Here is a 26,287-nt window from a genome sequence, read left to right as displayed (position 1 = left end):
GATCAGGCTTTCGCGATCGGGAATTCCGACATCCGGAGGAAGGTGCTTCCGTATGGAATGAGCCGTAACGTCTCCGCCGGCGCGTCGGTCGCCACCGGGCTAAACGGCAAGGAACCGTGGGTTTGGTGGTATCTATCCCATCCCGGGATTCTGCGTCCGGTGGTGCTCAGGCTGAGCGGCGCGTTCGCGCCGATCCACGGACGATCCGAAACCATGTCAGCACGAGCGAGAGTGACCACGGCATCGGGTTCGAGGGCGTAATTCCAGGGCGTCGTCGGAAAGACCTCCGACGTATCGATGCCGCCGCGTTCGCCGATCTTGCGCCAATCCTCACCTATCGGAAGGGCAAACACCAGCGGCCCGCGTTCCAGGCTTGTGAGCTGCTTGTGCCATACGCTGCGCGTGATCTTTGCCGGGAACATCAACTCGACGGTATCGCCCGTGCGCCAGAGGCGTTCGAGCCGCGCTATCCGCCCGGAGGATGCTGACGTTTCATGCTGGCCGTTTACCTTGAGCGTCGCTCCTTCTGCCCAGCCCGGAATCCGGAGATGGAGCGGAAAGGATGTCGGCCGTTCCGTCTGAAGCACGATCCTAATCTCATCGGAGAACGGGTAGGAGGTCTGCTGCTCCGCCTCTACCTCGATGCCACCGATGGTGGCGCGCGCACTGCTGGGACCGTAGCTCAGCACCGCAAGGCCACCGTCCGCACTCGCGGCCCACATGGAGTGGACGAACTTCGGCCAGCCCTGATGCATGTTGACCGTGCAGCATGGATATCCGTCCAACAGGCCGACCAGTTGAGAGGTGCCGCCGTGCTGCTGCGCGTACTGCTCGACATCGCGGCTGATCATCACCTGATTGGGCTGCTGGAAGTACTGCCGCGCCATATAGTCGTCGGTCGTCTGCGCGGGCAGCGCGTTGTAGGCGATGCGTTCGAGACGATCGAGAATGGTCACGTCCCCGGTGATCTGGCCCAGCGTCTCCAGTGAGAACATGAACTCGACCACGGTGCAAAGCTCAGTGCCCTGGATCGGGTTGGTACCGTGCAGCGGCTCGTCGCCAGAGAACATTCCCGTAACCTGGCCGTGATCCCGCTCCAGAAACGTCAGTCCGTGACGGATCGCATTGATGTGCTCTGGACGACCATCGAGGAGATAAGCCAGCGCAGGCTGCTTCACGCCCATGGCCACATTGACCCCGTGCGCGGTCGGCGGCTGCTCCGCGGCAAAGCCGGCGGTCCAGTCGCTCGTCTGATCCACGAGGGTGCGCGCAAGGTCGAGCAGCGACCGCTCGCCCGTCCGGTTGTACAGCCAGAGCGCGCTGGCGGTGTTCTCGCCGCCGCGATGCCGCGCCCATTTCGTCCAGTGGTCGAGCCGCTGGGCCGGGAGCTGCCGCTGCTGATACGCAAAGTAGCGCGACATGAAATCTAGCACCCGCCGATCCCCCGTGGCCTCGTGGTGCTGCTGGAGCACTTTGAGCATGACCATACGGGGCCACCAATCCGCCGAGTTCTCGCGCTGAATTCCGTGCTCGTCCTTACCCGTTCCGCGATCATCCGGCGGGCCGAAATATCCGCTCGGCTGCTGGCTGCGAAGGGCGAACTCGACCCACGGCTGCGCCTTGTCCTTGAGACGCTTGTCGTCGAGGATGTGAGCAAGGGGAACCAAGCCGTCGAGCCAGTACGGCCCGCGCTCCCATGCGTCGCCGTCACCGCCGAGCCACGCGTTCTGCGGGCCTACTAGCGAATAGAACTCGTCGAGCCGGCCGGTCAGCCCTTGCGCCATCGTCTCCAGTTGCGTCGCAAGCCAACCCTTCGCGCGCACGGCCCCCAACGGCAATGGCGCGAAAGGCTGGTCGGCCAGAGGTGCGCGGTTGAATACTGCGCCGTTCACCGCGGCAACAGGCCCTCGATTCGTGCTAGCAAGCCCCGCTGCAGGCATCATCGCCATGCTCACTGCGGTTCCCCCGACGAACTCTCGACGACTGATCATCCCCGTCCCTTCGCTTTTTTAAAGCAATTTTCTTTTTTTGTTACGCCAAGTCTTGCGCTATTGAAAGCTTTTGCTCATTTGCGGCGATCTGGGGGATTGGTTCGCCTCCCTCGATCCACAAAAGGGGCAGCTCGCGTTTATTCAGGCCGGGAGTTCCGCCGGCACTGGCGAAGAGCACTAGCGAGCACTCCCTCTCTCATCGATCGAGGGCATCCGTTGCCGCGAAGAAGCTCTTGCCCAACGCGTTTACCAGGAAGCCCAAAGGATCGGTCGCGCGCGTCCCTGCCCAACAAGCGATCTTCGAGCAAGCGGCGCGTTAAATCCGTCACGCGGGGGCCGTAGGCAAAACCTGTTAGGCAGACCTACGGCGCCGACGCGTGATGGGCTACTCGCCAAAGAAGACCGGCTGCGTGAAGGCGCCATTGGCAGCGACGTCCCACACCTCCAGCCGCGCCCATTTGCGGCCGCTGAGGTCGAGCGTTTTCGCAATCGTCGCCGTTCCGAACACACCATGGTCGGTCAAATCGATCCGCTCGCGATAGACCTGGGCCCCGTCGCCGCTGACGATCTCGGCGAAGGCCAGTGGGAAGGTCCATTCGATCGTGGCGCGCACCGTGGCTTGGCTGCCCGGCGCGGTCGTTTCACCGCTTTGGGCGCCGTCGACAGTGAAGCTGGGGATCAGAACCTCGCCCGTGGTGGTGAAGAAAGCACCGTCGCGCAGCGCATCGACGACCGGCTGCCAGCCGGCTTCGTAGCTCGGCAGTGGCCCCTCCAGGCGAAGGTAATTGATGTTCATATGCGCGTAGAGTTCGCTGTCGCCCGAAATCTGAAACACGTCGACCTCGCCAGGCGTGAACTTGCGCTCGCTGGGCTTGGCCGCCCAGTTGTTCATGTCGTCGAGCAGGTCGAGCACGCGCCAGCCTAGCCGGCCCCGCGAATAGTCGGCCGGCATCGCCTTCCACGCACCGCCGAGATAACGGTCGCTCTTGAAGAAAGGCTGGTCGCGGTATTTGTCGGGATAGCCGGTCGATCCCTTGATCCGCGGATGGGCCGTCCACATCAGCCCGCCTTCGGCCTCCATCAGCTTCAGCACGTCCTCGGGCGATCCGACGTGATAGACCTTGCCGAGTTCCGGGTCGGTTTCAACGAAGGGCTGCCCGGCCTCGCGATCAAGGGTCCAGTAAACCGGCTTGGGAAAGAAGCTCACCCAATGGCCGCCGAGATGGACGTTGGGCTCCTCGCCCGGCAGCAGCAGCAGTTCCTCGTCGGAAAGGCGCGCAGTTTCGTCGTGGATGGTCTTGAGGAGCGTCAGCCGATCGCCCGCGCGGTCGAGGTCCTCCCTCGACAGGTGCAATTCGCCGAGATGGACGATCTCGACGTTCATCGCCTTGAATCGGTCGATGAACTCCGGCTTCTCCAGCCCCGCCGGAACTCCGGTCGATTGCTGGAAACGCTTCTGGTTCAGGAAATCGACCGCGTGTTCGACATGGTAATGGCTGGTGAAGGTGCGATGGCCGGGGAGCGACTTGAACCGGTCGCCACGCGTATAGGCGAAGGCGGCTTTCGTCGCGCTCGCGGCATCGCCGTCGTCGAGCAGGTAAAAGACGCCCATGTCCTGCTCGGTGCCGGGCGGCGCATTGACCCAAGGCACGTAGCGACGGTCACCCTCCAGCGTCTGCCGGACACCGAAGCCCGTGCGGCCCTCGAGATTGCGGTAGTCATTGCCGTACCAGACGCTGTGGTCGTTGTTGGCGTAATCCACCGGATAGAAATACTGATGCGGCGGCGGCAGCAGCGCGAGCGCGCCGCCGGCCGCACCTTCGGCGATGATCATCCGCCCTCTTACCTTTGGCGAAGCGGCAGGCTCCGCGAGGGTATCGCCCGTTGCGCGCGCTAGGTCGTCCGACATATCGGTATAGGCAATGGCGCGCCACGGCAGATCGGCCGATTCTGCAACACTCAATCCGGTATCGAAGGTGTAGGCGGTGGCGTCGCGCTCCGTGGACATGACCAACGCCGACCGGATCAGGCGCGACCCGGGGTAGATAGTGAACTCGTAAGTGCCGCTGAACGGGCCTGCTGTCGCACCGTCGACGATGACCTTGGTATAGCCGCCGGCCTGCTCAACTCGGATCGCGTCGCGCTTCAGTTCGAGCGGGAAGCTGTCGAACGGGCGGTTGCGGGGATTGTCGAAGAAGACGGTCCAACCCTGCTTGAGATCGCGTGTACCGATGGTGACCACGGCGGCTGGGTCGACACCGGCGAGGATCGTCTTGTCGGCGATGCCGAGCGAGCGGATCAGCGGCTCATCCTTGGCAAGGGCCAGAACGAGCTGGCCGCGCTCGCCTTCCGCACCGGCCGGCCAGGTGATGGCGACGCTATCCTGCGCCCGATCGACCCGTACGTCACCGGAAAGGGGCGTGGCAGGCGCCATCAGCGTCGTGGCGGCGCGTTGCGCCTGCGCCTGAGCGGACCCGGCCCCCATGGCCATGGTCGCAAAGGCAAGTCCGACGAACGCCCCCTTGATACGATATCGCAAAGCTACTCTCCCGTTTTGCAAATTGATGATGCTCGCGCGCGACCCTTCCAGAGGCGGCGCGCGCGGGCAAGGCGGTGGTCAGAAATCGAAGCGAACGCCGATCGAATAAGTCGTGTCGTCGTTTCGCACATCGCGAACGAAATCCTCCCGCGTTTCGAACGAGTAGGTCTTCTGCCCGGTGATGTTCGTGCCGGCGAGATTGATCGTGATCGCGTCGGTGATGTCGTAATTGAGACCGAAGTCGAGCCGGCCGCCTGCGCGGATACCGTTGAGGCCGACCGGATAGACGATCGGCCGCAGCGACAGGCCGTTGGTGATGTCGCCATCATAATATTGCGAGCGATAGGTGTAGATGATGCGCGCCGAAACGCCGTATTTTTCATAAATCAGGCCGGCGTTGTAATTGTATTTGGACACCCCGAGCAGTTCCAGCCCTTCCAGCCGGTCCCCCGGCGTTGTCGCCTCGCTGTCGACGATGGTGAAGTTACCGAGAACCCCTAAGCCGTCGAGGCCCTCGGGCAGAAAATCGAGGAACAGCTGCCCACTCAGTTCGATGCCCTTAACCGTGGCCGAGCCGAGGTTGCGCGGCGTCGAAATGACATATTGCAAGCCGTCGATCGTGCGGACCTCGGTGCCGTTAATCACGCGATCCTTGATGTCGCGGTAGAAGGCGACGGCGGAGACGTAATTGCTCTGTCCGAAATAATATTCGAGGGAGGCGTCGAAGCTGTCTGCCTTTTGCGGCCTGAGGTCAGGGTTGCCGCCGGACCCCGAATTCTGGATCGTGTTCACATAGGATACGACATAGCTCAGGCCGGGGTTGAGCTGCCCGAAGCTCGGCCGCGACAGCGTCTTCGAATAGTTGAAGCGCGCCTGGAGGCCGCCGCCAAAGTTAATCCGGGCGCTCGCATTCGGCAGGAAATCGGTGTCGCTGGTGGACCGGTTCACGACCACCACTTCCGAGACGTCGGTTTCGGGATCGGTAACCAGCCCCGCCCCGACGATCCTGCGGTCGGTGCGGGTCACGCGCGTCCCGATCAGGCCATCGACCATGATCGTGTCGGTCAGTGGGAATTCATAGCGGACCTGGAGATAGCCCGCGTAGCTCCGCTCCTCGGCGTCATAATCGCGCGTGGGATCGAACGCCGGGGTTTCGGGGGAAATACCGTAAAATTCGCGCAACTGGCTCTTGATGCTGTCCTGCAGCAGATAGTTGGGGTCGATCTGGAGAACGGGCGCGCCGTGGTTCATCTGCGGGATGCCGGGCGATTCCACCAGAATGTCCGACGGCAGTCCGGCTGCGGATAGCGGGGTAACGAACGAGCCGCCGGGTGCGGGTGGGCCGCCGAGATATTGCTGGAAATTGGCCTCGCGCCGGGCGACGCGGACACCCGCTTCGACATAATCGACAAAGCTGCCGACATCGTATCGGAAGTCGCTCGCCACCGCGAGCAGCGCGCCCTTGCTGCGGTTGATATTTTCCGACATGCCGTTGGTGAAAGTCAGGCCTTCCGGATCGTTCATCGGGTTGCCGGGCATGGTCGCCTGAGGGGCGTGGTCGACGTCGCGAACCTGGATGAGTTCGGCAATGCGCTTGCCGATATCGACACGGAAGCTGTTGTTTTCGTTCTTGGACACCTCATAGGAGATATCGGTCTTCCAATTGAGGGCGCCGATGTCCTTTTCGAAGCCGGTGGCGATCAGGAACAGGTCGGTCCGGGCGCGATTGGCCACCGTCGCGGTGTAATATTCGATATCGCGCGCGGTATAGCCGGTCGCGTTGCAAAGCTCCTGAATGGTGCCCTCGCCATCGGGATTTTCCGGGCCGCGAATATCCGAGGTATTGTAACCGTCCGGGCCGACGCCGAATTCCTCGCACCGGTCGCCCACCACGGGTTCGAACGACGATCCGGTGAAGGCGCGGAACGTCGGCCGCGCCTGAAATTCATTGGCGCGATAGCCTGCGAAAAGCCCTTCAAGATAGAATTTGGTCTCACTATCGGGCGCCCATTCGACCGAGAAATTCGCCTGGGGCCGTTCATAAGTGCCGTATTCGCTCGACGCCGCGAAGCCGGTTGGGGTCTGAATGCCGGGCACGGTGCTGTTCGGCGCGGCGTCGGAACTGCGCGTCCAGTCGTTCCAGGCGTTGGGTCGGGCATATTCGTTGCGCTGGTACGACACGCCTAGCATCGCCGCGATGTCGCCGATCCCGGTCGTCCAGCGGTTTGCGATCAGGCCGCTGATCGCGGGATTGACCGGGTTGTCGGCACCGGCTTCCGCCGCGTAGGTCGCGCGGGCACTGCCGGAGATCGTCAGTTTGTCGAAATCGAGCGCGCGCCGCAGCCGCATGTTGATGCCGCCGCCGACACCGCCCTCGACCCGCTCGGCGGAACTCGACTTATACACGTCCACGCCGGCAAGCGCTTCGGCGGGGAGGTCCTGAAAGGCAAAGCCGCGGCCGACCCCGGTGAAGATCTCGCGGCCGTTGAGGGTCGTGACGATGTCGGTCAGGCCGCGGATGCGAACGCCAACGATCTCGTTGTTGCCGCCGACCACCACCTGAACGCCCGGCACGCGTTGCAAGGCGGACGCGGTGGTCAGGTCGGGAAGCTTGCCGATGTCCTCAGCGACGATCGAATCGACCACGTTGGTCGAAGCCCGCTTGATCTCAGCGGCCTGGGCAAGGCTTTCGCGAATGCCGGTGACCACAATTTCCTGGCCGCCGCTCGCCGGGTCGTTTGCCCGGTCCGCTGCGGTAGCACCCTGGAGGCTAGAGCCTTGCGCTTGGGCGGCCTCGTTCGCCGGGGCAGATGCGGTCTGCGCCTTTGCTGCCCCGGGCGCAACCGAGTGAAGCGCGATGGCAGCCAGCGCTGCGGATGTGAGCCATTTGGCTTGCATAGATCCTCTCCTGTATGATGTCATACCTATATTTTTTACGTACAAAGCTCCCTCGATCCCTCATTTCTCAGGTGCCTGAAATCCTAGCTGCGCCCCGTCAGCACGCCCGCGATGCAAGCGGGGTCAGTCGCTTCGTCGACGATCTCGATCGACCACGGTCGCGGCGCTTTCCAGCTCACGATGCCGCCGAAGGCTCTCACTCATGTGCGCCCGCGCCGCAATTCGTGCGGCTTGAGGATCCCCGGCAACCACTGCATCCAGTATCGCTTCATGCTCAGCGCTGATCGTCGCGATGTAGCTCTGACTCGCCTGGATTTCCTTTTGGCGGAGATAGAGCGAGCGCGGCGGAACTAGCCGCACGCCGAGAAAATCGATGAGCTTGGTGAAATAGATGTTGTTGCTGGCCTTCGCGATCGCCCGATGGAATTCGACATCGGCCCTGACCGATTCGTCGATGTCCCCCTTCGCGCTCGCGAGCAGCTTGAGCTGCCGCCGCATGTTCATCAGGTCGACTTCACCACGGCGCTCCGCCGCGAGGCTCGCCATCTCGGTTTCGACCGAGAGGCGCAGCTCGAGCAGCTGGATGACGTCACTGAGGCTGTCCAGCTCATCGCGTGTGATCTGAAATGCCTGGTATTTCGCCGTTTCGCTGACGAAAACACCCTTGCCGTGGCGAGGCTCGACGAGTCCTTCGGCGGCCAACCTGGCCACGGCCTCCCGCACGACAGTTCGGCTGACGCCCAGCACATCTCCGAACTCCGCCTCGGTCGGCAACCGCTCGCCCGGGGCATGCGCGCCGGAATGAATGCTGCTCCGAATGTGCTCGCACGCCGCATCCACCAGGGTTGGCCGGCGCTTTCGCGCAAACCGTACTTCTTCAGCGCTGCCGTCAGACACACTCACTGCTCGACTCCCACGCCGACTCAGGGAGTTTGCCCCCACTACTCGGCAGGATGCATGGGTAGCTCGAACCAACTCGTTTGACAACACCTTGTATGTCGTCATACAACCTGGTCATTAAAGAAGGGCGGGAGAGGGTATGAGCAGGCAATCTGCCATGAACAAAGCTGCGCTGCCAGGTCGTGGTTGTGGAGACCGCTCTTTGGTCGCTGATCGAATGCAGGCTGCGGTTCCAGCGAACGAGGCGAGCACCAACGATCCCGGAGAGGAGCAGCATGTCTGAACGTGAAGCCACAGCAGGACCAACGCCGCGCATCGGTCACCAACGCTGGGTAATTTGTGCACTCCTCTTCTTTGCTACGACGATCAACTATGTCGACCGGCAGATCATCGGCATCCTCAAGCCGACGCTGGAACTCGAATTCGGCTGGAGCGAGCGCGACTACGCCAACATCGTCTTCTGGTTTCAGGTCGCCTACGCGGTGGGTCTGGTAGGGGCCGGTCGTCTTCTCGACCGCGTCGGGGTGCGCCGCGGTTTCGCCATCGCCATCGTGATCTGGAGTTTTGCTGCGATGGCACACGCGTTCGGTCGAAGCGTCGTAAGCTTCGCCATCGCTCGAATCGCCCTCGGCCTCGGCGAAGCGGCCAACTTCCCCGCGGCGATCAAAGCGGTTTCCGAATGGTTTCCGAAGAAGGAACGCGCCTTCGCGACCGGCATCTTCAACGCTGGCTCCAACGTCGGCGCGGTCGTGACGCCGCTCGTCGTGCCCCCGATCGCTCTTGCGATGGGATGGGAGGCGGCGTTCATCATCACCGGCGCACTGGGATTCGTCTGGTTGGCAATGTGGCTCGCCGTCTACCGTGCCCCTGAAAAGTCGCAGCAGCTCGGCGCCGCCGAACTCGCCCATATTCGCAGCGATCCGGCCGAGGATGATCGGCCCGTACGGTGGCGCGCGATCCTGCCGCTTCGGCAGACCTGGGCCTTCGCGATCGCCAAGTTCATGACCGATCCGATCTGGTGGTTCTTCCTGTTCTGGCTACCCGATTTCTTTGCCAAGACCCATGGACTCGACCTGCGCACGTTCGGCCCGCCGCTCATCGCCATTTATCTGATAGCAGACGTCGGCAGCATCGGCGGCGGGTGGCTTTCCTCTACGCTGATTCAACGCGGCTGGAGCGTCAATGCGGGGCGCAAGATCGCGATGCTCGTCTGCGCGCTCTGTGTGCTGCCGGTAAGCTTCGCCGCCAGCGCGGATCAACTCTGGCTCGCAGTCGCGATCGTCGGCCTTGCCGCCGCGGCGCATCAGGGATGGTCCGCCAATCTGTTTACACTCGTGTCCGATACGATGCCGCGACGGGCGATCGGGTCGGTGGTCGGCTTCGGCGGCATGGCCGGCGCGATCGGCGGGATGCTGATGTCGCAATACGCGGGCTATGTCCTGGACACGACTGGCAGCTACACCTCCATCTTCGTCGTGATTGGCTTCACCTACGTCATCGCGCTGGCGATCGTGCACATCCTGGCACCGCGCCTCGCCCCCGCCATCGTGCCCCATTCTTCACCCGCCAAAGAGGGATACGCTACGTGAACCTGGCACTTCGGTCGTCCCTGATCGCTCACATCCTGATTGCCGCTACCGCGGCCACTACGGGCTGCGCCAGCGTCGCGCCGCCGCAGGACCAAGCACCACCGGTCATGACGACCAAGCCTCCGGTGCTGACACCGCCGGCGGACCGCGCGCCAGCCGCGGTCGTCGTCCAGGCGGACTATCGCTACGACGATCTATTGTGGGAGAACGACCGCACCGCGCACCGCGTCTACGGCCATGCCCTCGAAGCGGTCGAACCGCCCTCGGGTTCGGGCATCGACAGCTGGGGCAAACAATATCCGTGGCCCTTCGCCGATCGCCAGCTGCGCACCGGCGACCAGCACGCCTATCACGGCGAGGGGCTGGACTTCTACAATGTCGGCACTGGTCGGGGCGCTGGCGGCCTCGGCATCTGGCACGACAACAAGCTGTGGACCTCGCGCAACTATGTCGCACACCGTGTGCACGCGAGCGGCGCCGACGTGGCTGATTTCGAGGTAGATTACGCGCCCTGGCCGGTCGGTGTCGATCGTCAGGTGAGCGAAACACGGCGCTTTACGCTGGCGCTGGGCACGCATTTCACCCGAATGGTCTCGACGCTCTCGTCGAACCGCCAGGAACCGCTGCTGGTCGGCATCGGCATCGGCCGGCGCACGACCGGGCCGGATGGCGGTGAGGTGACGGTCGATCGCGCCAAGGGCCTGATGACTTGGTGGGGCCCAGACAACGAGACCCACGGCCGGATGGCGATCGCGCTGCGCGTCGATCCTTCGACGATCGTCGAGGTGCGCGACGATGCGGACAACCACCTGATGATCGTGCGGGTCATGCCGGGCACCCCGTTCGTCTACTACTCTGGTTCGGCGTGGAGCCGGGGCGCCGGCGGCTTCGACACCCGCCAGAAGTGGGACGCCTACGCCGCAGCAGAAAAGCTCGACTTCAGCGCACCGCGACCGGCGGTGCGGTAGCCACATCGTTTCGGCTTTCTCCGATCATGCCTTTCACAAAACGGGAAACTGCCTGATGTTCGATCGGACCTATTATGCCACCCATCCGGACATGATGGCGGGCGCCTCGAACGAAGAACTGCGCGATCGCTATCTGATCCAGAATCTGTTTCGCAAGGGCGCATGCGTCCTGAACTATACGCACGCCGAACGCTTCGTGATCGGGGGCGTTTTAGTCGAGTCCGATCCAGTACGGTTGCCTCGCCAGCAGGCGCCCGCCACGTCGAAGAACAAGCCCTTTCTCGAGCGGCGCGAACTGGGGATCGTCAACGTGGGTTCGACCGAAGGAGCGGTTACGGTCGACGGTGAGCGCTTCGTCCTGGCGAACAAGGAATGCCTCTACGTGACGAAAGGGGCCGAAGAGATCGAGTTTTCGCGACCCGGCGCGCGCTTCTATCTGGCCTCCTGCCCGGCCCACCAGGCTTTCGCGACGCGCAAACTTGCGTTGAGCGACGGCAACACGCTCGATCGCGGCAGCCACGCGGCGGCGAACGAGCGCACTATCCATCAGCTCGTCATTCCCGGCGTGTGCGATTCCGCCCAGCTCGTCATGGGCGTGACGGTGCTCAAGGAGGGGAACGTGTGGAACACGATGCCGCCCCATGTCCACGACCGCCGCACCGAGATCTATTTCTATTTCGAACTCGAGGATCCGGAAGGCGACCGGGTGATTCATTTCATGGGCGAGCGTGAACCGGCGCGCCACATCATCATGGCGAACGAGGAAGCCGTGATCTCTCCACCATGGTCGATCCACATGGGCGTGGGCACCAAAGCCTATGCCTTCATCTGGGCCATGGCCGGTGAGAACCAAGATTATACCGATATGGACATGCTCGGCGCCGGCTAGCTCGTCCGCCCCAACCTCCCACCCTGCCCCTCCTTCGGGAGGGGATTTTTTTGACCACCCAGAGCGGGCCAATCCGCCGCGTGCGAAGCCCGCCGCCTGAAGGCCGCGTCAGCGCGGCGCTGCGGGTGCTGATCCTGTCGCAGGGTTGAATGCAGGATTATCGAAGTCGATCGGGGAAGGCGTCACTTCGGCCGGCGGGTTGGCGCTTTCTGCCCCATGCGCGGCACAGCGTGTCTCGCAGCATCGCAGCCCCGGCCGCGGTGCGCTCATAGACCATCGCCCGAACATCTGGATCAGCGAAATCCGAGAAGCCGTTGCGCTGTTCCAGCCCGTAGACCTCCTCGACCTTGTCCCCGGATTCGTCGAGGTAGGCGAGCACGAGATCGAACATATCACCCTCCGACCGGGCAGGAGCGCCGATCCGCGGAAGGATGTCGGAGGGCGCGAGTTCGATACCTTCGACAAAGCGGCCTTCGAACCTCCCGTGGACGCCCCGATCTATCGTGAACCCATTGGGATTATCGCCACGCCAGCCGTCCGAATGGATCGAATTGTGCATCGGGTTTGCGCCGTCGCCGATGTAATGGCCGAGGCGGAACACGTCGTACGCACAGGTCTGCTCGGCAAAGTTCGTGTCACGGTCCGCCGCAGCAAGTTGCCGCACCTGTCGCATGCACACGGATCCGGTCGTACGCCTCCATAGCGACATAGGGTAGCGTCCCGGTCCAGCGCACGTTGGTGCGCGCGGCTGGGCACGGCCGCCACTGACGATGATGAACGGCGCCTCACCGAGAGCGAACTGCTGTGCCGCAAGGCGAAGATGGTACTTGCCGCAGGGGCTGAGCGGCATGTCCTCCAGCTCCGGTCCGATCCCGGTGACGATCAGCGCGCTATAGCGGAAATCGTCCCACTCGGTCTGCCGGGCACGGCCGAAGGCGGCTGCGTTTATGCCGCTATCCAGCGGCAAGAAGCCGATCGCATCGGTGCGAGTGCTTCCGTCGAGCAGGGCCAGCGCGAAGTCGAAGGAGGGATCGAGCCGCTGCACCGAGCCTGCGCGCGGTATTTGCGACAGCCAGAGCGCGGCCTGCAGCCACGCGCGGCGTTCGGCCGGCTCGATGGTGCCCGCGCCGTCGATCGCGGGATACGATGCGCGTGTCCATGGCATATTCGTGATGCTGCTCGCCGGCGCCACCATCGTCGGAAGCATTGGCGGAGCGTGGCACGGCGTGGTCAATCCGACGCGTAGCGGCACGATGTCAGAGTGGGCTTTTGCGAATCGGGACATCCAGCTGAAGAAGGGAGAGCAAATGGGCCGCTTCCTTCTCGGCCCACGATTGTGATGCTGTTCAAAAGGACACAATCGCCTTCAACGAGACCAAACCCGAACGGCCAGTGGGCCTTGGAGAGCTGATAGGAAACCATCTGCCTGATCTTCTTCCGCCCAAAAGACCGGAACTTACACCGTGCGCTCAAGCTGCTCACCCAGCGCCAACCATTCAGCTTCGAGCTTTTCCAGTGCGCTTGCCACCTGCGCCCTTTGCACCACCAGGTCGTTCACAGTCTTGCCGGCCAGATGAGGCGGAGATTTCGCGGGTTCGTTTATCGCCTGGTCGATTTCGGAACATTCAGTCTGAAGCCTGGCGATGGATTTCTCGACCGCTGCGACCTCTGAATTGATGGAGCGTGCCTCTTTGCGCGCCTTGTTAGAGCCCTTGCGGCCCGTCTTCGCGGGTTTGGCGCTCGGACCCTTCCTGGGCTGGTTCCGGCCCAGCACGAAATCGATATAGTCCTCCATGCTTCCGGCATAGTCCTTGGCCGTGCCGTCATCGATCAGCACCAACCGGTCGGCGGTCAGTTCCACCATGTGGCGATCGTGGCTGATCAGGATCACGGCGCCCGAGTAGTCGTTGAGCGCCTGGACCAGCGCCTCGCGCGCATCGACATCGAGGTGGTTGGTCGGCTCGTCGAGGATCAGCATGTGCGGTGCATCGCGGGTGATCAGCGCCAGCGCCAGCCTGGCGCGCTCGCCGCCGGACAGCCGCCCGACATCGGTGGTCGCGCGATTACCGGAAAAGCCGAAGCGCCCCAGTTGTTCGCGAACCTCGCGGGGCGGTTTGCCTTCCATCACGCGGGTCATATGCTCCAGCGGAGTGGCATCCGTGGCCAGTTCCTCCACCTGATATTGGGTGAAATAGCCCACCTTCATCTTGGCGGACGCATTCATGGCCCCTTCCATCGCGGGAAGCTGCGCAGCCAGCAGGCGGGCAAGTGTGGTCTTGCCGTTGCCGTTGCGGCCCAGCAGGGCGATCCGGTCGTCGGGGTCGATCCGCAAATTGAGCCGCCGCAACACCGGCGCATCGGCCGCATAGCCCACCGCGGCAAGATCCAGCGAAATCAGCGGCGGCCTCAATTCGCCGGGATCGGGGAAATTGAAGCTCAGCGAGGGATCGTCGATCAGGGCGGCGATCGGCTGCATCTTTGCCAGCATCTTGGCGCGCGACTGCGCCTGCTTGGCGGTCGACGCGCGGGCGCTGTTGCGCGCGACATAATCCTGAAGCCGGGCGCGCTGCGCATCCTGAGAGGCCTTGGCCGCGGAAAGCTGCGCCGCGCGTTCCGCCCGTTGGCGCTCGAAGCTGTCATAACTTCCCGGATAGAGCGTCAGCTTGCCGCCCTGAAGGTGGAGGATATGGTCTACGACATTATTCAGCAGGTCGCGTTCGTGGCTGATAACGACCATCGTCGCAGGGTAGGACTTGAGGAAGTTCTCGAGCCACAAGGTAGCTTCGAGATCGAGGTGGTTCGACGGTTCGTCGAGCAGCAGCACGTCAGGCGCGGAAAACAGCAGCGCCGCCAGCGCCACGCGCATGCGCCAGCCACCGGAAAAGCTGTCGAGCGGCTGGCCCTGCATCGCTTCGTCGAATCCCAGGCCGGTCAAGATCCGGCCTGCACGCGACGGCGCGCTATAGGCATCGATCGCGAGCAGCCGATCGTGAATGTCGCCAAGCCGGTCGGGGTCGACGCAGGTCTCCGATTCTTCGAGCAATCGGGCGCGTTCGACATCGGCCGCCAGCACTGCCTGTTCCGGCGTGGTCGAACCGCTCGGGGCGTCCTGTGCGATATAGCCCAACCGGGTACGGCGCGGCATCTCGGTCCCGCCCTCGTCGGGTTCGAGCTGACCGACGATCACCTTCATCAAGGTGGACTTGCCCGCGCCATTGCGGCCGATCAGGCCGACTTTTCCGCCCGGCGGAATCGCGGCGCTTGCGCGGTCGAGGATGGTGCGGCCGCCAAGCCGCACGGTAATGTCATTGATTGCCAGCATGCGCGCGCCGTAGCAGCACAGCGGGCACGCCCCAACCGCATTCATCTGGCCAGGTGGCGCGCCTTCTCTGGCGGCGACCCGGCTACAGCTTCGAGAGGATCAGCTCGAGCGTGGCCCGGCTCTCTTTGAAGCGTCTTAGTCCAGTCGCTCGTGCTGGGGTCGACGCAAATCGGCATTGGCCTCGCGCTAAACGCCGTCATTGCCGTCATCGCAGGTTCGCTCGCGTCGTTCCTGCTTCAGCGCCCCTCCTGGCTTGTAGTCCAGCGATGGTCATGGGCACAGTGCTCGCGGGCCTTGCCGTAAGAATGACGACTGGGGCCCGCGCTAGAAGCATGGTGCATCAAATAAGGCGCATAAGGCGGTAGGGCAGAGTGCCTGTGTGCGAGCCCGCGCGGCGCACAGTTCCAAGTATTCTTCTGCGACGTTCCGCGAGCGATCTACCGCTCCGCAGGTTCAGTTCCTGCTCGAAGGTAGGCGAGCACGTGCGCAACAAGGTCGGCCTTCCCGAGCTCAACACCGCGGTTGCGCAGAATCGCGTAAGCCATCGTCAAGTGGAAATAGAACTGCGGAAGCAGCCAATCGCGCGCGTATTGCTGCACAGTCATGTCGAAGACCATGCCGTTCGGCAATTCCGGCGACACGGGCGTATCATCTACGTCCGCAGCGCATCGCCTCGTTGGCCCAGAAAAGACAGTGTCTGTCCGAGGCAAGCGTGAGCATCGTCCAACGAGTCCCGCCGCTCCCTGCGCCTAGACTTTCGGTGCGAAGTCGAAGTGCTTCCTGGGCACGTCCTCGCCGCGCAGGCGGTAGACGCCCTCGATAGCTTGAAAGCACGCGAAACGCACCTGCGCCGAGAGCGGGAACATGTCGGGCGCGAGCCGCTGCGCCATCACTATGTCTCCGCCCTCGCCTTCGGCGTCCCTCCGTCGCAAGCTTTCAGTCCTGCGTTTCACCGGCTAGAGGCGTCGCAAGCATCGAAGAACGCTGCGTAAAACGATCGAGCCACACACTCAGCCTGGGGTAATTGCGGAACGAAGGGAGATGCCGAAACTCAAGCCAATCGAGAGCCGTGGCCAAAGCGATCGAACCGATGTTCACTGGTTCCTCGACATCGATCTGCCGGTCGAGCCAGGCATAAGTGCAAGTGAGTTTGAGCGCGTATCCGTCGGCGAGAGGCTGATAGCGCAGCGCCTCGGGGCGCCGAACCAGCTCCCACCGAAGGGAGATGCCTGAATCGGCGAGGCCTTGCGCAGCCGCCTCAAAGCGCAGAGCGCGCCCAGCGCTCCTCGCCTTGTAAGGGGATCAGCTTCGGGCCGTGATGGAGCGTGTCGAGAAAGGCGCAGATGACATTCGAATCGAAGATCGGCTCCTGACCGGCCCGTAACAGGACCGGCACCTTGCCGAGGGGGTTCTCATCGAAGACGGCCGGATTGCTTCGTGTGGGGCTCGTCTCTTGATGCTCGACGTGGATTTGGTTCGCCAGCCCGGCCTCATGGGCAAAGACAAGCGCCTTGCGAGCGAAGGGCGAGTGCGTTTGGTAAAGCAGTTTCATCTCTCAGCGGTCCTCCATATTGTGAAGGATGTAGGCCAATGCGGTGGTCAGCTTGTGCGCTGTCGGCAGATGGAGAAATTCGTTAGGCCCATGCGCGTTTGACTCGGGCCCGAGGACTCCGGTCACGATGAACTCCGACCCTGCAAACCGCTCGCCCAACATCGCAAGGAACGGAATGCCCCCGCCGCCGCCGAGACTTGCCGCCGTCTTGCCGAAGAACAGGTGCGAGGCGGCAGCAAGGTGTTCGGCAAGATTGGCGCTCAACGTCGGCGCTTCCCAGCCTTGGGAGACCATATCGATGCTGAAATCGACATCGCAGTAGTAGGGTGGATCCTCCTCGAGGAGCATCTTCAGCCTCAGGCTCGCCTGGACCGCCTCAAGCGTCGGAGGGAGGCGGAGGCTGAGCTTGAGCGTCAGCGAGGGCCACATCACCGCCGCAGCATTGGCGACGTCCGGCAAGCCATCGATGCCGGTGATCGTGAGTTGTGGCCGCCACGATCGATTCAACAGCTGGTCCGTCGCGCTGCCGGTAAGCGGCGTAGTCGCATTTGATAAGGGAAGCGCACGATGCGGATGGCCGATGACCTCGCACGCTGCCACTGCCCGATCTCGCTGGTCCGAAGGGATCGGCGCGTGGAAGGCTTGGTCGATTATCTCACCGGTTGCGGTATCCTCCAGCCTCGCAATGAGCTGCTGCGCCACGCGAAAGCTCGGAGGGACAACGCCGGAGGCTTCGCCGGAGTGGACGGCTTCTCGCATGGTGCGAACCGTGAGCGTCCGGCGACTTGCCCGCGCAGCGACGTGGTCGTCCACAACTGATCATAGTTGCCGCACGACCCGTCGAGGGCGACCAGTAGACCGGGAGCGCCCAGCCTCGCGCCAAGGTGTTCGATGGTGGGAGCAAGATCGCCGCTTCCGGATTCTTCGCTTCCCTCGATAAGGATCTTGAGCGGCGGATACGACGCGGATTGGTCGCGGAGCGCCGATATGGCCAGGACTGTACTGAAGATGGCGTAGCCATCGTCGGCGCCGCCCCGGCCGTAGAGGCGATCGCCCTCGATCACAGGGCCCAACGCGCTTTTGCCCGTATGCCAGTCGTCCATGGGAGGCTGCTTGTCATAATGGCCCTAGCACAGCGCCGGTGCGCGTCCGTCCCCCGGAACTTCGATGAAGATCGACGAGGTCCGGCCCGGAAGACGGTGGGTTATGGAGCGGGTATCACGGTGTTCAGCCTTAACCTTCCTGCCGATGGAGAACAGGCGACGGTAGGCAATGGCACGCATATCGCCTTCGAAGTGGAAACGCGCGCCGCCGTCAACGCGTTCTTCCAAGCAGCATTGGCAAACGGCGGCACGAGCGATGGGACGCCCGGCCTGAGGCCGGAATACGACGCTCACTACTATGCCGCCTTCATCCGCGACCCTGACGGAAACAAGATCGAGGCACTTACATTCGCAGCGACCTGATCGACAGGCCCTTTGCGCGACAGGCGGCACGATAATCGTCGCTCCGGAAAAAGCCTCCGCGGCCGCCTAGACCGATCTCGCATCCCCGGCGCGACCCGCCGCTTATACTAGACAGGTCGCAACAATCTCAGGGGCCCTACCGCCGGTCCACGGCAAGACCTGTATCTGGTTCCCACAGATCCGCATCGATCAGATCCGCACCCGTTTGGAGATGCCGGATAAGGATACGTTCGACTGGCGGACGGCCACACATCGATGCACCTGCCCACCACCAGCCGCCCCGCATGGGTGCCGCCCAGGCACGCACTGGAGCTGTGCCGCTCGTCGGTCGAGCGCGTGACCTGCAGCAAGCGTCTAACTAGCGATGTAAGCGTCGACCCGCTCCTCCAGCACATCGAGTGGTAGCGGGCCATTGCCGAGCACGATTTCGTGGAAGTCGCGAACGTCGAACCGATCGCCCAGCGCTTGCTCCGCCTTGCGGCGCAGTTCGAGGATTTTCAGCTGCCCTATTTTGTAGCTCGTCGCCTGGCCCGGCCAGTTGATGTAACGCTCGACCTCCTTGACGATGTCGCGTTCCGACAGGAGGGAGTTCTCCTGGAAGTAGCGGATCGCGTCCTCGCGCGACCAGCGCTTTGCGTGGAGTCCGGTGTCGGTCACCAGCCGAACGGCGCGCCAGAGCTCCAGGCTGAGATGGCCGAACTCGGAATAAGGGTCCTGATAGAAGCCCATCTCGCGGCCGAGTCGCTCGGCATAGAGTCCCCAACCCTCGGTATAGGCTCCATAGAAGCCGAAGCGGCGGAACTTGGGCAGCCCCTCCAGCTCCATCGCGCGGGCGATCTGGAAGTGATGCCCCGGCGCCCCTTCGTGATAGCTGATGCCTTCGATCTGCGGTTTGAGCACCTGAGTCATGTCAGCAAGATTCACGTAATAGATGCCAGGCCGTGAACCGTCCGGCGCGGGCCGGTTGTAGAACGCGACCGAGGCGGTGGCCTCGCGCCACTCCTCCACCGCGCGAACTTCCAGTTCCGCCTCAGGCAGACGGTGAAAATACTCGGGCGCCTTGTCCATCACCTGGGCGATGAAGGCGCGGGCGTCCTGAAGATACTGCTCCCGGCCCGCCTGGGTGTTCGGATACTTGAATTGATCGCCGGTCTTGATGTGCTGGAAGAACTGCTGGAGCGTGCCTTCGAAGCCGACCTGCGCCATGATCGCCTCCATCTCGCCATGGATCCGCTTGACCTCGTCGAGACCGATCTGATGAATCTGATCAGCCGTCAGCTCCGTCGTGGTCGAATTACGCAGATTGTTCGCGTAATACTCGCCGCCGCGAGGCAGCCGCCAGGCGCCGTCATTGCTGGTCGCCTGCGGCTCGACCGCGTCCATCGCAGCGAAAAAAGTGCCATAGCCGCGCTTGAATGGACCGGTTAGCGCTTCGCCCGCGGCGGCGATCAGCCGCGCCTTCTCTTCAGGCGGAGCCGACAGTGCCTCGACCTTGGTAGTGAAGTCGGCAAGCAGTGTGCTGGGAGGCCCGTCTTCGAAAGGAGCGCCTTCCAGCACGTTCTCGGCATCGGTCCGAACCGGGTCGAACACGAACTTGGGCGGCACAATTCCTTTGTCCGCCTGCGTGCGGATATTCGCGGAGATCTCCGACATCACTCGCTCGACTTCGCGCAGCCGCGACACATATGCCTCAGCATCGGCGACACTGTCGATCCGGTGCTGGTTAATCAGAAAGGCCGGAATCTCCCCTGCGGGACTGCCATTGGTTGAGAAGATGAAGTTGTGCCAGCGCCATTCGAGGCTGCGCCGGTCACGCTCCACCTCTCGCTCGAACAAGTCGTAAGTGAGCTGGCCCTCAGGGCTGAGCGCCTCATAGTCGATTTCCGCCTTGATGCTTGCAAGGTGGGCTTCGGCTAGTTCCATATCCCCAAGGCGGTGAGCATCGGTGTAGTCGTCAAGACGTCCGTAGTCCTGCTTGATGCCAAGGCTGGTGAGCGCCTCGGGGCTGCGCGCTACGGCCTCGTCGAAGGCTGCATCGACCAGGGCCAGCAGCCGCGCATCCTCGGAAGCCTGTGTGGGCACGGGGCCGGCCGGGAGGACCGATCCCGGCGCGGTGGCGGTGCTGGGCGACGTCGGCGTGGACGTGATCCTGTCAGATGGCTCGGCGCATGCCGAAAGCCCTGCCGTCGCAGCAAGCAAGATTGACCTAAGCTTCATGATGATCCTCCGTTGCTGGCGTTCTCGCAAGTGGCAGCTGAATTGCAACAGACTTATTTTGCCACCTCATCGAAGGGCAGGTCAGCCGCGCGTAGCGGCGACCGGAACATTGCCTTCGGAACAAGCGCAATCAATTGCAGCCGTTATCAGCGCTCAGCTACCTTTGGCGACGAGCGGACTGGCCGTTCTGCGGTCCGGCATCAGGGGGAGATGATGCTCGCGATGAGGTGTGCATTCCCGCTTCCCTGATCGCACCGCTTCAGAGCATCGCCAACGGCTCCACGGAAATTCGCTGCGTCGCGCCATTGACCTCGGGCGACGAGTCCCGGATGCGCAGAACGTCGCGCTTCGGCGGGGCCTTGAACAGTCGGCCATACTCCCGCGTGAACTGCGAGATGCTTTCATAGCCCACCTCGAACGCGGCACTGCTGACCGAGATGCCTTCTTCCAGCATGAGGCGGCGCGCTTCGATCAGGCGCAGCCGCTTTTGGTACTGCCCCGGCGTGAGCGAGGTCATATGCTTGAAGTGTTTGTGGAAGGCAGTGAGGCTCATTCCCGCCGCCGCCGCAAGCTGCTCGACGCGGATGCGTGACCGATACCCGGCTCTCAAGATCGCGACGGCCTCGGCGAGACGGCTCGCGTGGCTGGTCGGGTCCGCGAGGGCCAGCAGCGCTTCGCCATGCGGGCCGGACAGAAGCCAGTAGTGCAGTTCCCGCATGATCCCCGCGTGGAGCAGCGGCACCGCCTCCGGCTGGTCGAGCAGTCGCATCAACCGCAACGCACAATCGAGGACGGCGGCGGTCGTGTTTTCGACGAAGAGCGTGCGGGTCTGCGAAGGCCGTGGTGGGCGGACGCTGCCCATCCGGGCGGCGAACTCGCGCAGGGTGGCCAACTGAAGCTCCACCGCGACCGCGAGGTAGGGTTCGTTCCGGCTCGCCTGCACGATATGCCCCACGACCGGCATGTCGGCGCTCACGATCACCGACTGCCCGGCAAGAAAGAGCCGTTGCTCCCGGCCCACGGTCATGCGCTTGGCGCCCTGCAGAACTAGGCAAATGAGCGGCCGATAGATGGAATGAAGCTCGCTGCGCGGCGCCTCGACGCACATCATCCGCAGCCCCGGAACGGGGGTCAGAGCGAGCCCGTCGGGGTTTGAATGGGCGGCGGCATAGGTCCGAACGGCGTCTTTGAGCGGGTTCATGCGGGCCTCCAGCAGCGCGAGGGACATAGCATCCGCGGAAGCGAACATCACCCGGACTGCAAGATCAGGCAAGTTTTGCGCAGACCTCGGCAAGTTCCGGACCGGCCTGGCGGGTATGGATGTCCCGACAGTACTCGAGCAGGAAGGGACTCCGATGGCTGGACGACACGAGATACCGCGACGGACCGTGCTGGCGGGGGCTGCCATGGCTCCCGCAATGTTGGCGATCGGTGCGGCCGGCGCTCACGCGACTGAGTCTGCGCAGACGGCGCATGGCAAAGTGGCGCTAGTGACCGGCTCCTCCCGCGGCATCGGCGCCGCGACGGCAAAACGTCTCGCGCAGGACGGCTACGCGGTCACCGTCAATTGCGAGGTTAACCGCGATCTCGCGGCCGGCGTCGTTCGCGAGATCGAAGGTGCGGGAGGGCGAGCCATCTGGGTGCAGGCCGATGTGAGCGATCCCGCGGCGGTCCGCCGCCTGTTCGATGAGAACGATCGCGCATTCGGCGGTGTCGACGTGGTGGTGAGCAACGCCGGTGTCATGCGGCTGGCGCCGTTCCGCGACATGACCGATGCGGACTTCATCCGCATGGTCGATGTCAATCAGAAGGGCAGCTTCCTCGTGCTGCGCGAAGCGGCGCGGCGCGTGCGGGACGGCGGCCGCATCATCGCACTCTCGTCGAGCATCACGCAATTGCGCCTTCCCACTTACGGCGCCTACGCGGCCACCAAGGGCGCGCAGGACATGTTCGCGAACGTGCTTGCGAAGGAGCTCGCAGGGCGCATGGTATCGGTGAACGCGATCGCGCCCGGCGTGGTCGACACGACACTCTTCACCGATGGCAAGACCCCCGAACAGATCGCGGGTTTCGCTGCCCGCACGCCGCATGGCCGGATCGGCGAACCTTCCGACATCGCAAACACCATCGCAGCCCTTTGCCGCGGCGATGGCGCCTGGATCAACGGACAGACGGTCTTCGCGAACGGCGGCATCGTCTGATCGGGTGGATCGCGACGTTCTGAATGAAGGCCTTGACGGCGGTGCCGAGGCAGGACCGAAATCCCTTTCGCAGGGTCTGGGCCGTGACGCCCGCGCTGGCAGCGACTGATGGCGATCAATCCGCCACTTGGCCTGTGGCCTTCGCTAGCCGAACTGACGGCCGATGAACGTACCGCACCCGGCGAACGGCTTGCATTCAGCCCGATCGCCGGCGTCGATGTCGAGCTCAATCCGCGATCGAGCACCTCGCGCGCGAATGGCGGCAAGGCGCTCGAGCTGATCGGCGGTGAAGCCTTCGTAACCGTCGCCAGGCTCGAACAGCCGTTCCGGCTCGTGGCCGCGGGCGGAATCATCACCGCGCGCCAGGCGTCGTTCAACGTCCAGTCCTTCGACGGCGACTTGTGCGTGACCTGCGTGAAGGGAGCGGTCGAAGTCGCCCGGGGCGAATCACAGCGAGACGCTGCAGGCCGTGCGCGAGATCATGTTCGCCGCAAACGGCGATGTACGCGAGGAACCGGCCGATCCGCTGGTCCGGCTTGCGTGGCGCCGCGGACTGCTTATTTTGCGCCAAACGCCGGTCTCGCGGGCCATTCCGCAGATCAACCGCTATTCTCCCGGCCGCCTGGTGTTGACGGACAACAGTAAGAGGGCGTGGCCAGTAACGTGCGTGTCCCACATCGATCAGATCGACCTCGCCGTGGTCCAGCTTCAACGCCTGCTGAACGTTGAAGCCACTCGTCTCCCTAGCGGAGTGGTGCTCCTCGGATAAGCAGCTTCGCAGCTGGACCCCGTTCGATCTCGCCAGAGCGCGCCGCAGTCGAGATCAGCGTCTTTGGTGCCAGCAGACCGACCGTCTCCCGCTTGCAGCGTTCGGCCAGGAAGGCCCGGCACATCGGCACGGGTATCGCGCCAGATTTTCACCGTATAGCCGATGCTGCACGCTAGCCAGGATTGGCGGAAGGCCCACGGAAGCGGTCAAGGAACGCTGTCGCCTCGAGGACCTCCTTGGCCGCGGTCCATCGTGCGGGGAGCGCCCCCATCAGCTTAGCCCTGGCAATCCGAACTGCTCGGGCGTGAAATGCAATACCTCGTCGCCGGGAAATGCGGCGAATGCGCTCAGACGATCGCGTTCGAGCCGCAAATGCCAGTTACGCCCATGGGACGGTTCGGATTTGGCAAAGCATCTGGGATCGAACAGCGCAACGTTGATGCCGTCTAGATCACGTGCCGATCTGACGCGGATTGCCTGCGCGCCGGCCTCGCGTGCCGCAGCAGCCAGAGTCTGACAGGCGGTGTAGTCGGCGGAATCCGTCCAATCCGCGGCACAGGCATCGAAGGGCGCACGCGTCAGATCCACCATCCGTGCCGCAGCGAGCGGGACGCTGAAGCTCAGGTGCTCGCTGGTGCGATTGCCGGGCAAGAACCCCGGGGACCGGCTGATGAAGCGCAACCGCCAATAGGCTGTCTCGGTGATTGCAGTGATTTCACGCTCGCTCGCGTAGAAAATGCCGGGACGCTCGTGCGCGCGACGAAAGCGGCTGGCGACAGCATGACCATAGCGGAATGGTGATGCGAGGAGATAATGGATATCTCGCGCCGCTCTTGGCAGATCCGGCTTGGCGGTGTCAGCGAGTTCCTCGAGACGTTTCTGATCGGCAAGACTGCCGGTCAGACGATTTGTCGAGATGCGATGCTGCGCTTCGACCACGCGCCAGACGGTCTTGCGATAGCGGCGGAACTCAGACGCGAGCGCGGTGAGCGTCCACATAGTCACAAACGGTCATGAGCCCCTTGAAACTGTCGATCATGTCGATCGGGCGCGCATCAAGATCGAGGTTCGGCGTAGCCAGCCAGGAACGCGCCGCCAGGTCATCACTGCCAAGGAGGGCATCGAGCGAGCGAAACAATCGCAGTAGAAATTGCCCCGCCTCGAAGGACTTGCTGGCCGGATCAAGCTCCGCCTTACCTGCACGCAGCCGCGAGATCGTGGCTGCCGAGAGACCAAGGACCGCCCCCAGTTTTGCATTGGTCAGCCCCCAAAAGTCGGCGATGCGCGCGATGGCGGAAGTCAGTATCCTGCCGTCACGGGCCTGTGTCTCGCCGGGCACGGTAGCCATATCCATTCCTTTCATATGCACGACGTGGCATACATCAGCTCATATGAACAGACCTTGCCTCGTTTTCTCTCGCAGATTACCGAGACGGTACGCTGGCATTGGCCGTAACGCACAACGAAGGGAATGAGACTGCCGCACCATGCGTGCGATATGATGTCGGCGCAGGCGAGCGGAAGGCAGAAACAGCGCGGGGCGCGGGCACAGCGGGAGGTTGTTGGATGTCAGCCATGGCGTTTCCAGGGTTCCGGTGCTCGCCTTGGTGGAGAAGTTAGGAGACGCAAGTGATCAGCCGCATCTGGCATGGATATACCACCCCTGAAAACGCAGATCGGTATCAGGCGATCGTGACGGGAGAAGTTATCCCAGAGATCCTGGAGATGAAGATACCGGGCTTCGAGAAAATCGAGCTCTTTCGCCGCGCAAGAGATTCGGACGTCGAGTTCATCACGATCATGTGGTTTCGCGATATTGAGGCGGTCAGGGCATTTACGGGCGAAGACTTCGAGCAAAGTCACGTCCCGCCGCGAGCCCGAGAGGTGCTTTCGCGGTTCGACGAACGCGCCCAACACTACGACATCATCCTCACCCGGGGCGCCGTGTAGGAGCACAGCAGCTCTGGAGGGCCGTTATGCTTCGGCATCGAGGGTCAGCTTGAATGATCAGTGCGTCCGCCAAGAGCGTGACCCGTCGGAGGGTCACACATCCATACGGAGCCGCAAGCCCAAAAGCACTAGAAGCGGCCGCTCGTCGGAAGCCCCTTTCGCCCCGCCGCAGGCTTGGGAGCCTTCTCCAGATCGAATCGTCTGCCCCTTACCAGGGGATGTAAGAGGACGATCCATGAAGATGATGATGTCGAATTCAGTGCTCGCCAAAGCCGCCCTGGCTTTGGCCCTCGCTGCCGGCGGAACGGCGATCCAGGCCCAGGACACCGAGACCCCGCCGCCACCAACACCAGAAGAACCCGCCCCACCAGCACCTGCTCCTGAACCGGCGCCCACCGATCCGGCGCCGGAGCCTGCGCCAGAACCGGTCGATCAGGACGGGGACGGAATTGACGACGTTACCGGTGAGCCCATCCCCCAGGAGGGCGACACAGCGCCTGAGCCGCAATAACCGGCGTACTCCACTTGGAATCCCAGGGGCGGCGGTAATTCGCCGCCCCTTATTCTTAGTGCTGTGCACTGGCTGGGTTCCCCCGCACATGGCGGAAGGTACCGATCCCGCTGCAGCGTTTCTGGGAGTTGCTTGACCCAACCTGACCCATACGCAGCGCGACCGCGGCAAAACCCTTCAAGAGAAAGCAGGGCAACTGGCAACGCATCTGCTAGCAGGCGCACCCACTCGCGCGCGGCGGCAACGGAATAGGAGATTCAGTTCTATAATGGTTTTTGTTTGCGCAATGCGCCGTTGAAGCGCCAGACTTCTTGCTCGGCCCACGACGATTACACAAAGTCCGGGGATTCCGGGGTCGAATATCGCCCCCTTCTCGAGCTGGTCGATACGCGAAGGTGTTAGATTTACGTCCTTTTCCATAGAAGCCTCGGCTCAATCGAGGCGATAAAACGATCACACAAATTCTCACACAAGTGGCGTCAAAACGGGGCCAAAAATGGCCAAATCTGACCATCCCGCGGTCCC

General features: G+C 63.1%; 22 protein-coding genes and 2 pseudogenes. 10 read left to right on the top strand and 14 right to left on the bottom strand.

Annotated features, from left to right (window positions below; all coding sequences use genetic code 11):
- Nucleotides 1-2: 2 nt before the first annotated feature.
- From AC3A5N_RS12035 to AC3A5N_RS12020, 4 genes are all read right to left on the bottom strand, one after another.
- Nucleotides 3-1,892 carry a beta-L-arabinofuranosidase domain-containing protein gene (locus AC3A5N_RS12035; RefSeq protein WP_487737560.1) on the bottom strand — a complete coding sequence of 630 codons (1,890 nt, stop codon included), beginning with the start codon at nucleotides 1,890-1,892 and terminating at the stop codon, nucleotides 3-5.
- Nucleotides 1,893-2,376: 484 nt separating this feature from the next.
- Nucleotides 2,377-4,530 (bottom strand): CehA/McbA family metallohydrolase domain-containing protein, encoded by a 2,154-nt coding sequence (locus AC3A5N_RS12030; protein ID WP_487737559.1) that lies wholly within the window; start codon nucleotides 4,528-4,530, stop codon nucleotides 2,377-2,379.
- Nucleotides 4,531-4,608: 78 nt separating this feature from the next.
- Nucleotides 4,609-7,428 carry a TonB-dependent receptor gene (locus tag AC3A5N_RS12025; protein WP_487737558.1) on the bottom strand — a complete coding sequence of 940 codons (2,820 nt, stop codon included), beginning with the start codon at nucleotides 7,426-7,428 and terminating at the stop codon, nucleotides 4,609-4,611.
- Between the two features lie 123 nt (nucleotides 7,429-7,551).
- Nucleotides 7,552-8,331 (bottom strand): FadR/GntR family transcriptional regulator, encoded by a 780-nt coding sequence (locus AC3A5N_RS12020; protein ID WP_487737557.1) that lies wholly within the window; start codon nucleotides 8,329-8,331, stop codon nucleotides 7,552-7,554.
- Between the two features lie 272 nt (nucleotides 8,332-8,603).
- On the opposite strand from AC3A5N_RS12020, the gene AC3A5N_RS12015 reads away from it, so the two are divergent.
- Genes AC3A5N_RS12015 through kduI form a run of 3 tightly spaced genes read left to right on the top strand, consistent with a single transcriptional unit; the run spans nucleotide 8,604 to nucleotide 11,774 of the window.
- Nucleotides 8,604-9,917, top strand: a complete 1,314-nt coding sequence (locus tag AC3A5N_RS12015) for an MFS transporter (protein ID WP_487737701.1) — start codon at nucleotides 8,604-8,606, stop codon at nucleotides 9,915-9,917.
- A complete protein-coding gene (locus AC3A5N_RS12010; RefSeq protein ID WP_487737556.1) occupies nucleotides 9,914-10,885 on the top strand; it encodes a DUF4861 family protein in 972 nt (323 codons plus the stop codon). The genes AC3A5N_RS12015 and AC3A5N_RS12010 overlap by 4 nt, the downstream gene beginning before the upstream one ends.
- Nucleotides 10,886-10,940: 55 nt before the next feature.
- The gene (gene kduI / locus AC3A5N_RS12005; RefSeq protein WP_487737555.1) at nucleotides 10,941-11,774 is read left to right on the top strand and encodes a 5-dehydro-4-deoxy-D-glucuronate isomerase; all 834 of its coding nucleotides are present in this window, start codon (nucleotides 10,941-10,943) and stop codon (nucleotides 11,772-11,774) included.
- Nucleotides 11,775-11,931: 157 nt separating this feature from the next.
- On the opposite strand, the gene AC3A5N_RS12000 is transcribed toward kduI, so the two are convergent.
- On the bottom strand, nucleotides 11,932-12,939 hold the full coding sequence (locus AC3A5N_RS12000; RefSeq protein ID WP_487737554.1) for a hypothetical protein: 1,008 nt from the start codon (nucleotides 12,937-12,939) through the stop codon (nucleotides 11,932-11,934).
- 4 nt (nucleotides 12,940-12,943) lie between these two features.
- Between AC3A5N_RS12000 and AC3A5N_RS11995 the strand changes: the two genes are divergently transcribed.
- Entirely contained in the window at nucleotides 12,944-13,114 is a 171-nt protein-coding gene (locus tag AC3A5N_RS11995) for a hypothetical protein (RefSeq protein WP_487737553.1), read from the top strand.
- 116 nt (nucleotides 13,115-13,230) lie between these two features.
- Here AC3A5N_RS11995 and AC3A5N_RS11990 read toward each other — a convergent pair whose 3' ends face one another.
- The 4 genes and pseudogenes from AC3A5N_RS11990 to AC3A5N_RS11975 form a co-directional block, all read right to left on the bottom strand.
- Nucleotides 13,231-15,096: an ABC-F family ATP-binding cassette domain-containing protein gene (locus AC3A5N_RS11990; RefSeq protein ID WP_487737552.1), complete on the bottom strand. Its 1,866-nt coding sequence runs from the start codon at nucleotides 15,094-15,096 to the stop codon at nucleotides 13,231-13,233.
- Nucleotides 15,097-15,533: 437 nt separating this feature from the next.
- Nucleotides 15,534-15,986, bottom strand: a pseudogene (locus tag AC3A5N_RS11985) (DUF1993 family protein).
- A gap of 368 nt (nucleotides 15,987-16,354) precedes the next feature.
- A complete protein-coding gene (locus AC3A5N_RS11980) occupies nucleotides 16,355-16,648 on the bottom strand; it encodes a glutathione S-transferase N-terminal domain-containing protein (protein ID WP_487737551.1) in 294 nt (97 codons plus the stop codon).
- A 3-nt stretch (nucleotides 16,649-16,651) separates the two neighbouring features.
- Nucleotides 16,652-17,155 carry a zinc-binding metallopeptidase family protein gene (locus tag AC3A5N_RS11975; RefSeq protein WP_487737550.1) on the bottom strand — a complete coding sequence of 168 codons (504 nt, stop codon included), beginning with the start codon at nucleotides 17,153-17,155 and terminating at the stop codon, nucleotides 16,652-16,654.
- 60 nt (nucleotides 17,156-17,215) lie between these two features.
- On the opposite strand from AC3A5N_RS11975, the gene AC3A5N_RS11970 reads away from it, so the two are divergent.
- Nucleotides 17,216-17,467, top strand: coding sequence for a hypothetical protein (locus tag AC3A5N_RS11970; RefSeq protein ID WP_487737549.1), 252 nt, complete (start codon nucleotides 17,216-17,218; stop codon nucleotides 17,465-17,467).
- 80 nt (nucleotides 17,468-17,547) lie between these two features.
- Here AC3A5N_RS11970 and AC3A5N_RS11965 read toward each other — a convergent pair.
- Nucleotides 17,548-17,763, bottom strand: a pseudogene (locus tag AC3A5N_RS11965) (M20/M25/M40 family metallo-hydrolase); the annotation flags it as partial.
- Nucleotides 17,764-17,871: 108 nt separating this feature from the next.
- Here AC3A5N_RS11965 and AC3A5N_RS11960 point away from each other — a divergent pair.
- Nucleotides 17,872-18,114, top strand: coding sequence for a VOC family protein (locus AC3A5N_RS11960; protein ID WP_487737548.1), 243 nt, complete (start codon nucleotides 17,872-17,874; stop codon nucleotides 18,112-18,114).
- Nucleotides 18,115-18,468: 354 nt separating this feature from the next.
- Here AC3A5N_RS11960 and AC3A5N_RS11955 read toward each other — a convergent pair whose 3' ends face one another.
- Complete coding sequence (locus AC3A5N_RS11955) at nucleotides 18,469-20,331, bottom strand: DUF885 domain-containing protein (protein ID WP_487737547.1); 1,863 nt, start codon at nucleotides 20,329-20,331, stop codon at nucleotides 18,469-18,471.
- A gap of 259 nt (nucleotides 20,332-20,590) precedes the next feature.
- A complete protein-coding gene (locus AC3A5N_RS11950) occupies nucleotides 20,591-21,559 on the bottom strand; it encodes an AraC family transcriptional regulator (protein ID WP_487737546.1) in 969 nt (322 codons plus the stop codon).
- Nucleotides 21,560-21,686: 127 nt separating this feature from the next.
- On the opposite strand from AC3A5N_RS11950, the gene AC3A5N_RS11945 reads away from it, so the two are divergent.
- Both AC3A5N_RS11945 and AC3A5N_RS11940 read left to right on the top strand, forming a co-directional pair.
- On the top strand, nucleotides 21,687-22,532 hold the full coding sequence (locus AC3A5N_RS11945) for an SDR family oxidoreductase (RefSeq protein ID WP_487737545.1): 846 nt from the start codon (nucleotides 21,687-21,689) through the stop codon (nucleotides 22,530-22,532).
- Nucleotides 22,533-22,640: 108 nt separating this feature from the next.
- Nucleotides 22,641-23,177 (top strand): FecR domain-containing protein, encoded by a 537-nt coding sequence (locus AC3A5N_RS11940; protein WP_487737544.1) that lies wholly within the window; start codon nucleotides 22,641-22,643, stop codon nucleotides 23,175-23,177.
- 394 nt (nucleotides 23,178-23,571) lie between these two features.
- Here the strand turns inward: AC3A5N_RS11940 and AC3A5N_RS11935 are convergent, their stop codons facing one another.
- Nucleotides 23,572-24,300, bottom strand: a complete 729-nt coding sequence (locus tag AC3A5N_RS11935; RefSeq protein ID WP_487737543.1) for an RES family NAD+ phosphorylase — start codon at nucleotides 24,298-24,300, stop codon at nucleotides 23,572-23,574.
- Nucleotides 24,272-24,649 (bottom strand): antitoxin Xre/MbcA/ParS toxin-binding domain-containing protein, encoded by a 378-nt coding sequence (locus AC3A5N_RS11930; protein ID WP_487737542.1) that lies wholly within the window; start codon nucleotides 24,647-24,649, stop codon nucleotides 24,272-24,274. The genes AC3A5N_RS11935 and AC3A5N_RS11930 overlap by 29 nt, the downstream gene beginning before the upstream one ends.
- Before the next feature lie 281 nt (nucleotides 24,650-24,930).
- Between AC3A5N_RS11930 and AC3A5N_RS11925 the strand changes: the two genes are divergently transcribed.
- Nucleotides 24,931-25,251 carry an antibiotic biosynthesis monooxygenase family protein gene (locus AC3A5N_RS11925; RefSeq protein WP_487737541.1) on the top strand — a complete coding sequence of 107 codons (321 nt, stop codon included), beginning with the start codon at nucleotides 24,931-24,933 and terminating at the stop codon, nucleotides 25,249-25,251.
- Between the two features lie 235 nt (nucleotides 25,252-25,486).
- On the top strand, nucleotides 25,487-25,762 hold the full coding sequence (locus AC3A5N_RS11920) for a hypothetical protein (RefSeq protein WP_487737540.1): 276 nt from the start codon (nucleotides 25,487-25,489) through the stop codon (nucleotides 25,760-25,762).
- Nucleotides 25,763-26,287: the final 525 nt, after the last annotated feature.

Source organism: Pelagerythrobacter sp. Soil_C_18 (assembly GCF_057657235.1).
Note: the sequence above shows the minus strand (reverse complement) of the source record. Positions and strands in the feature narration are given on the sequence as shown.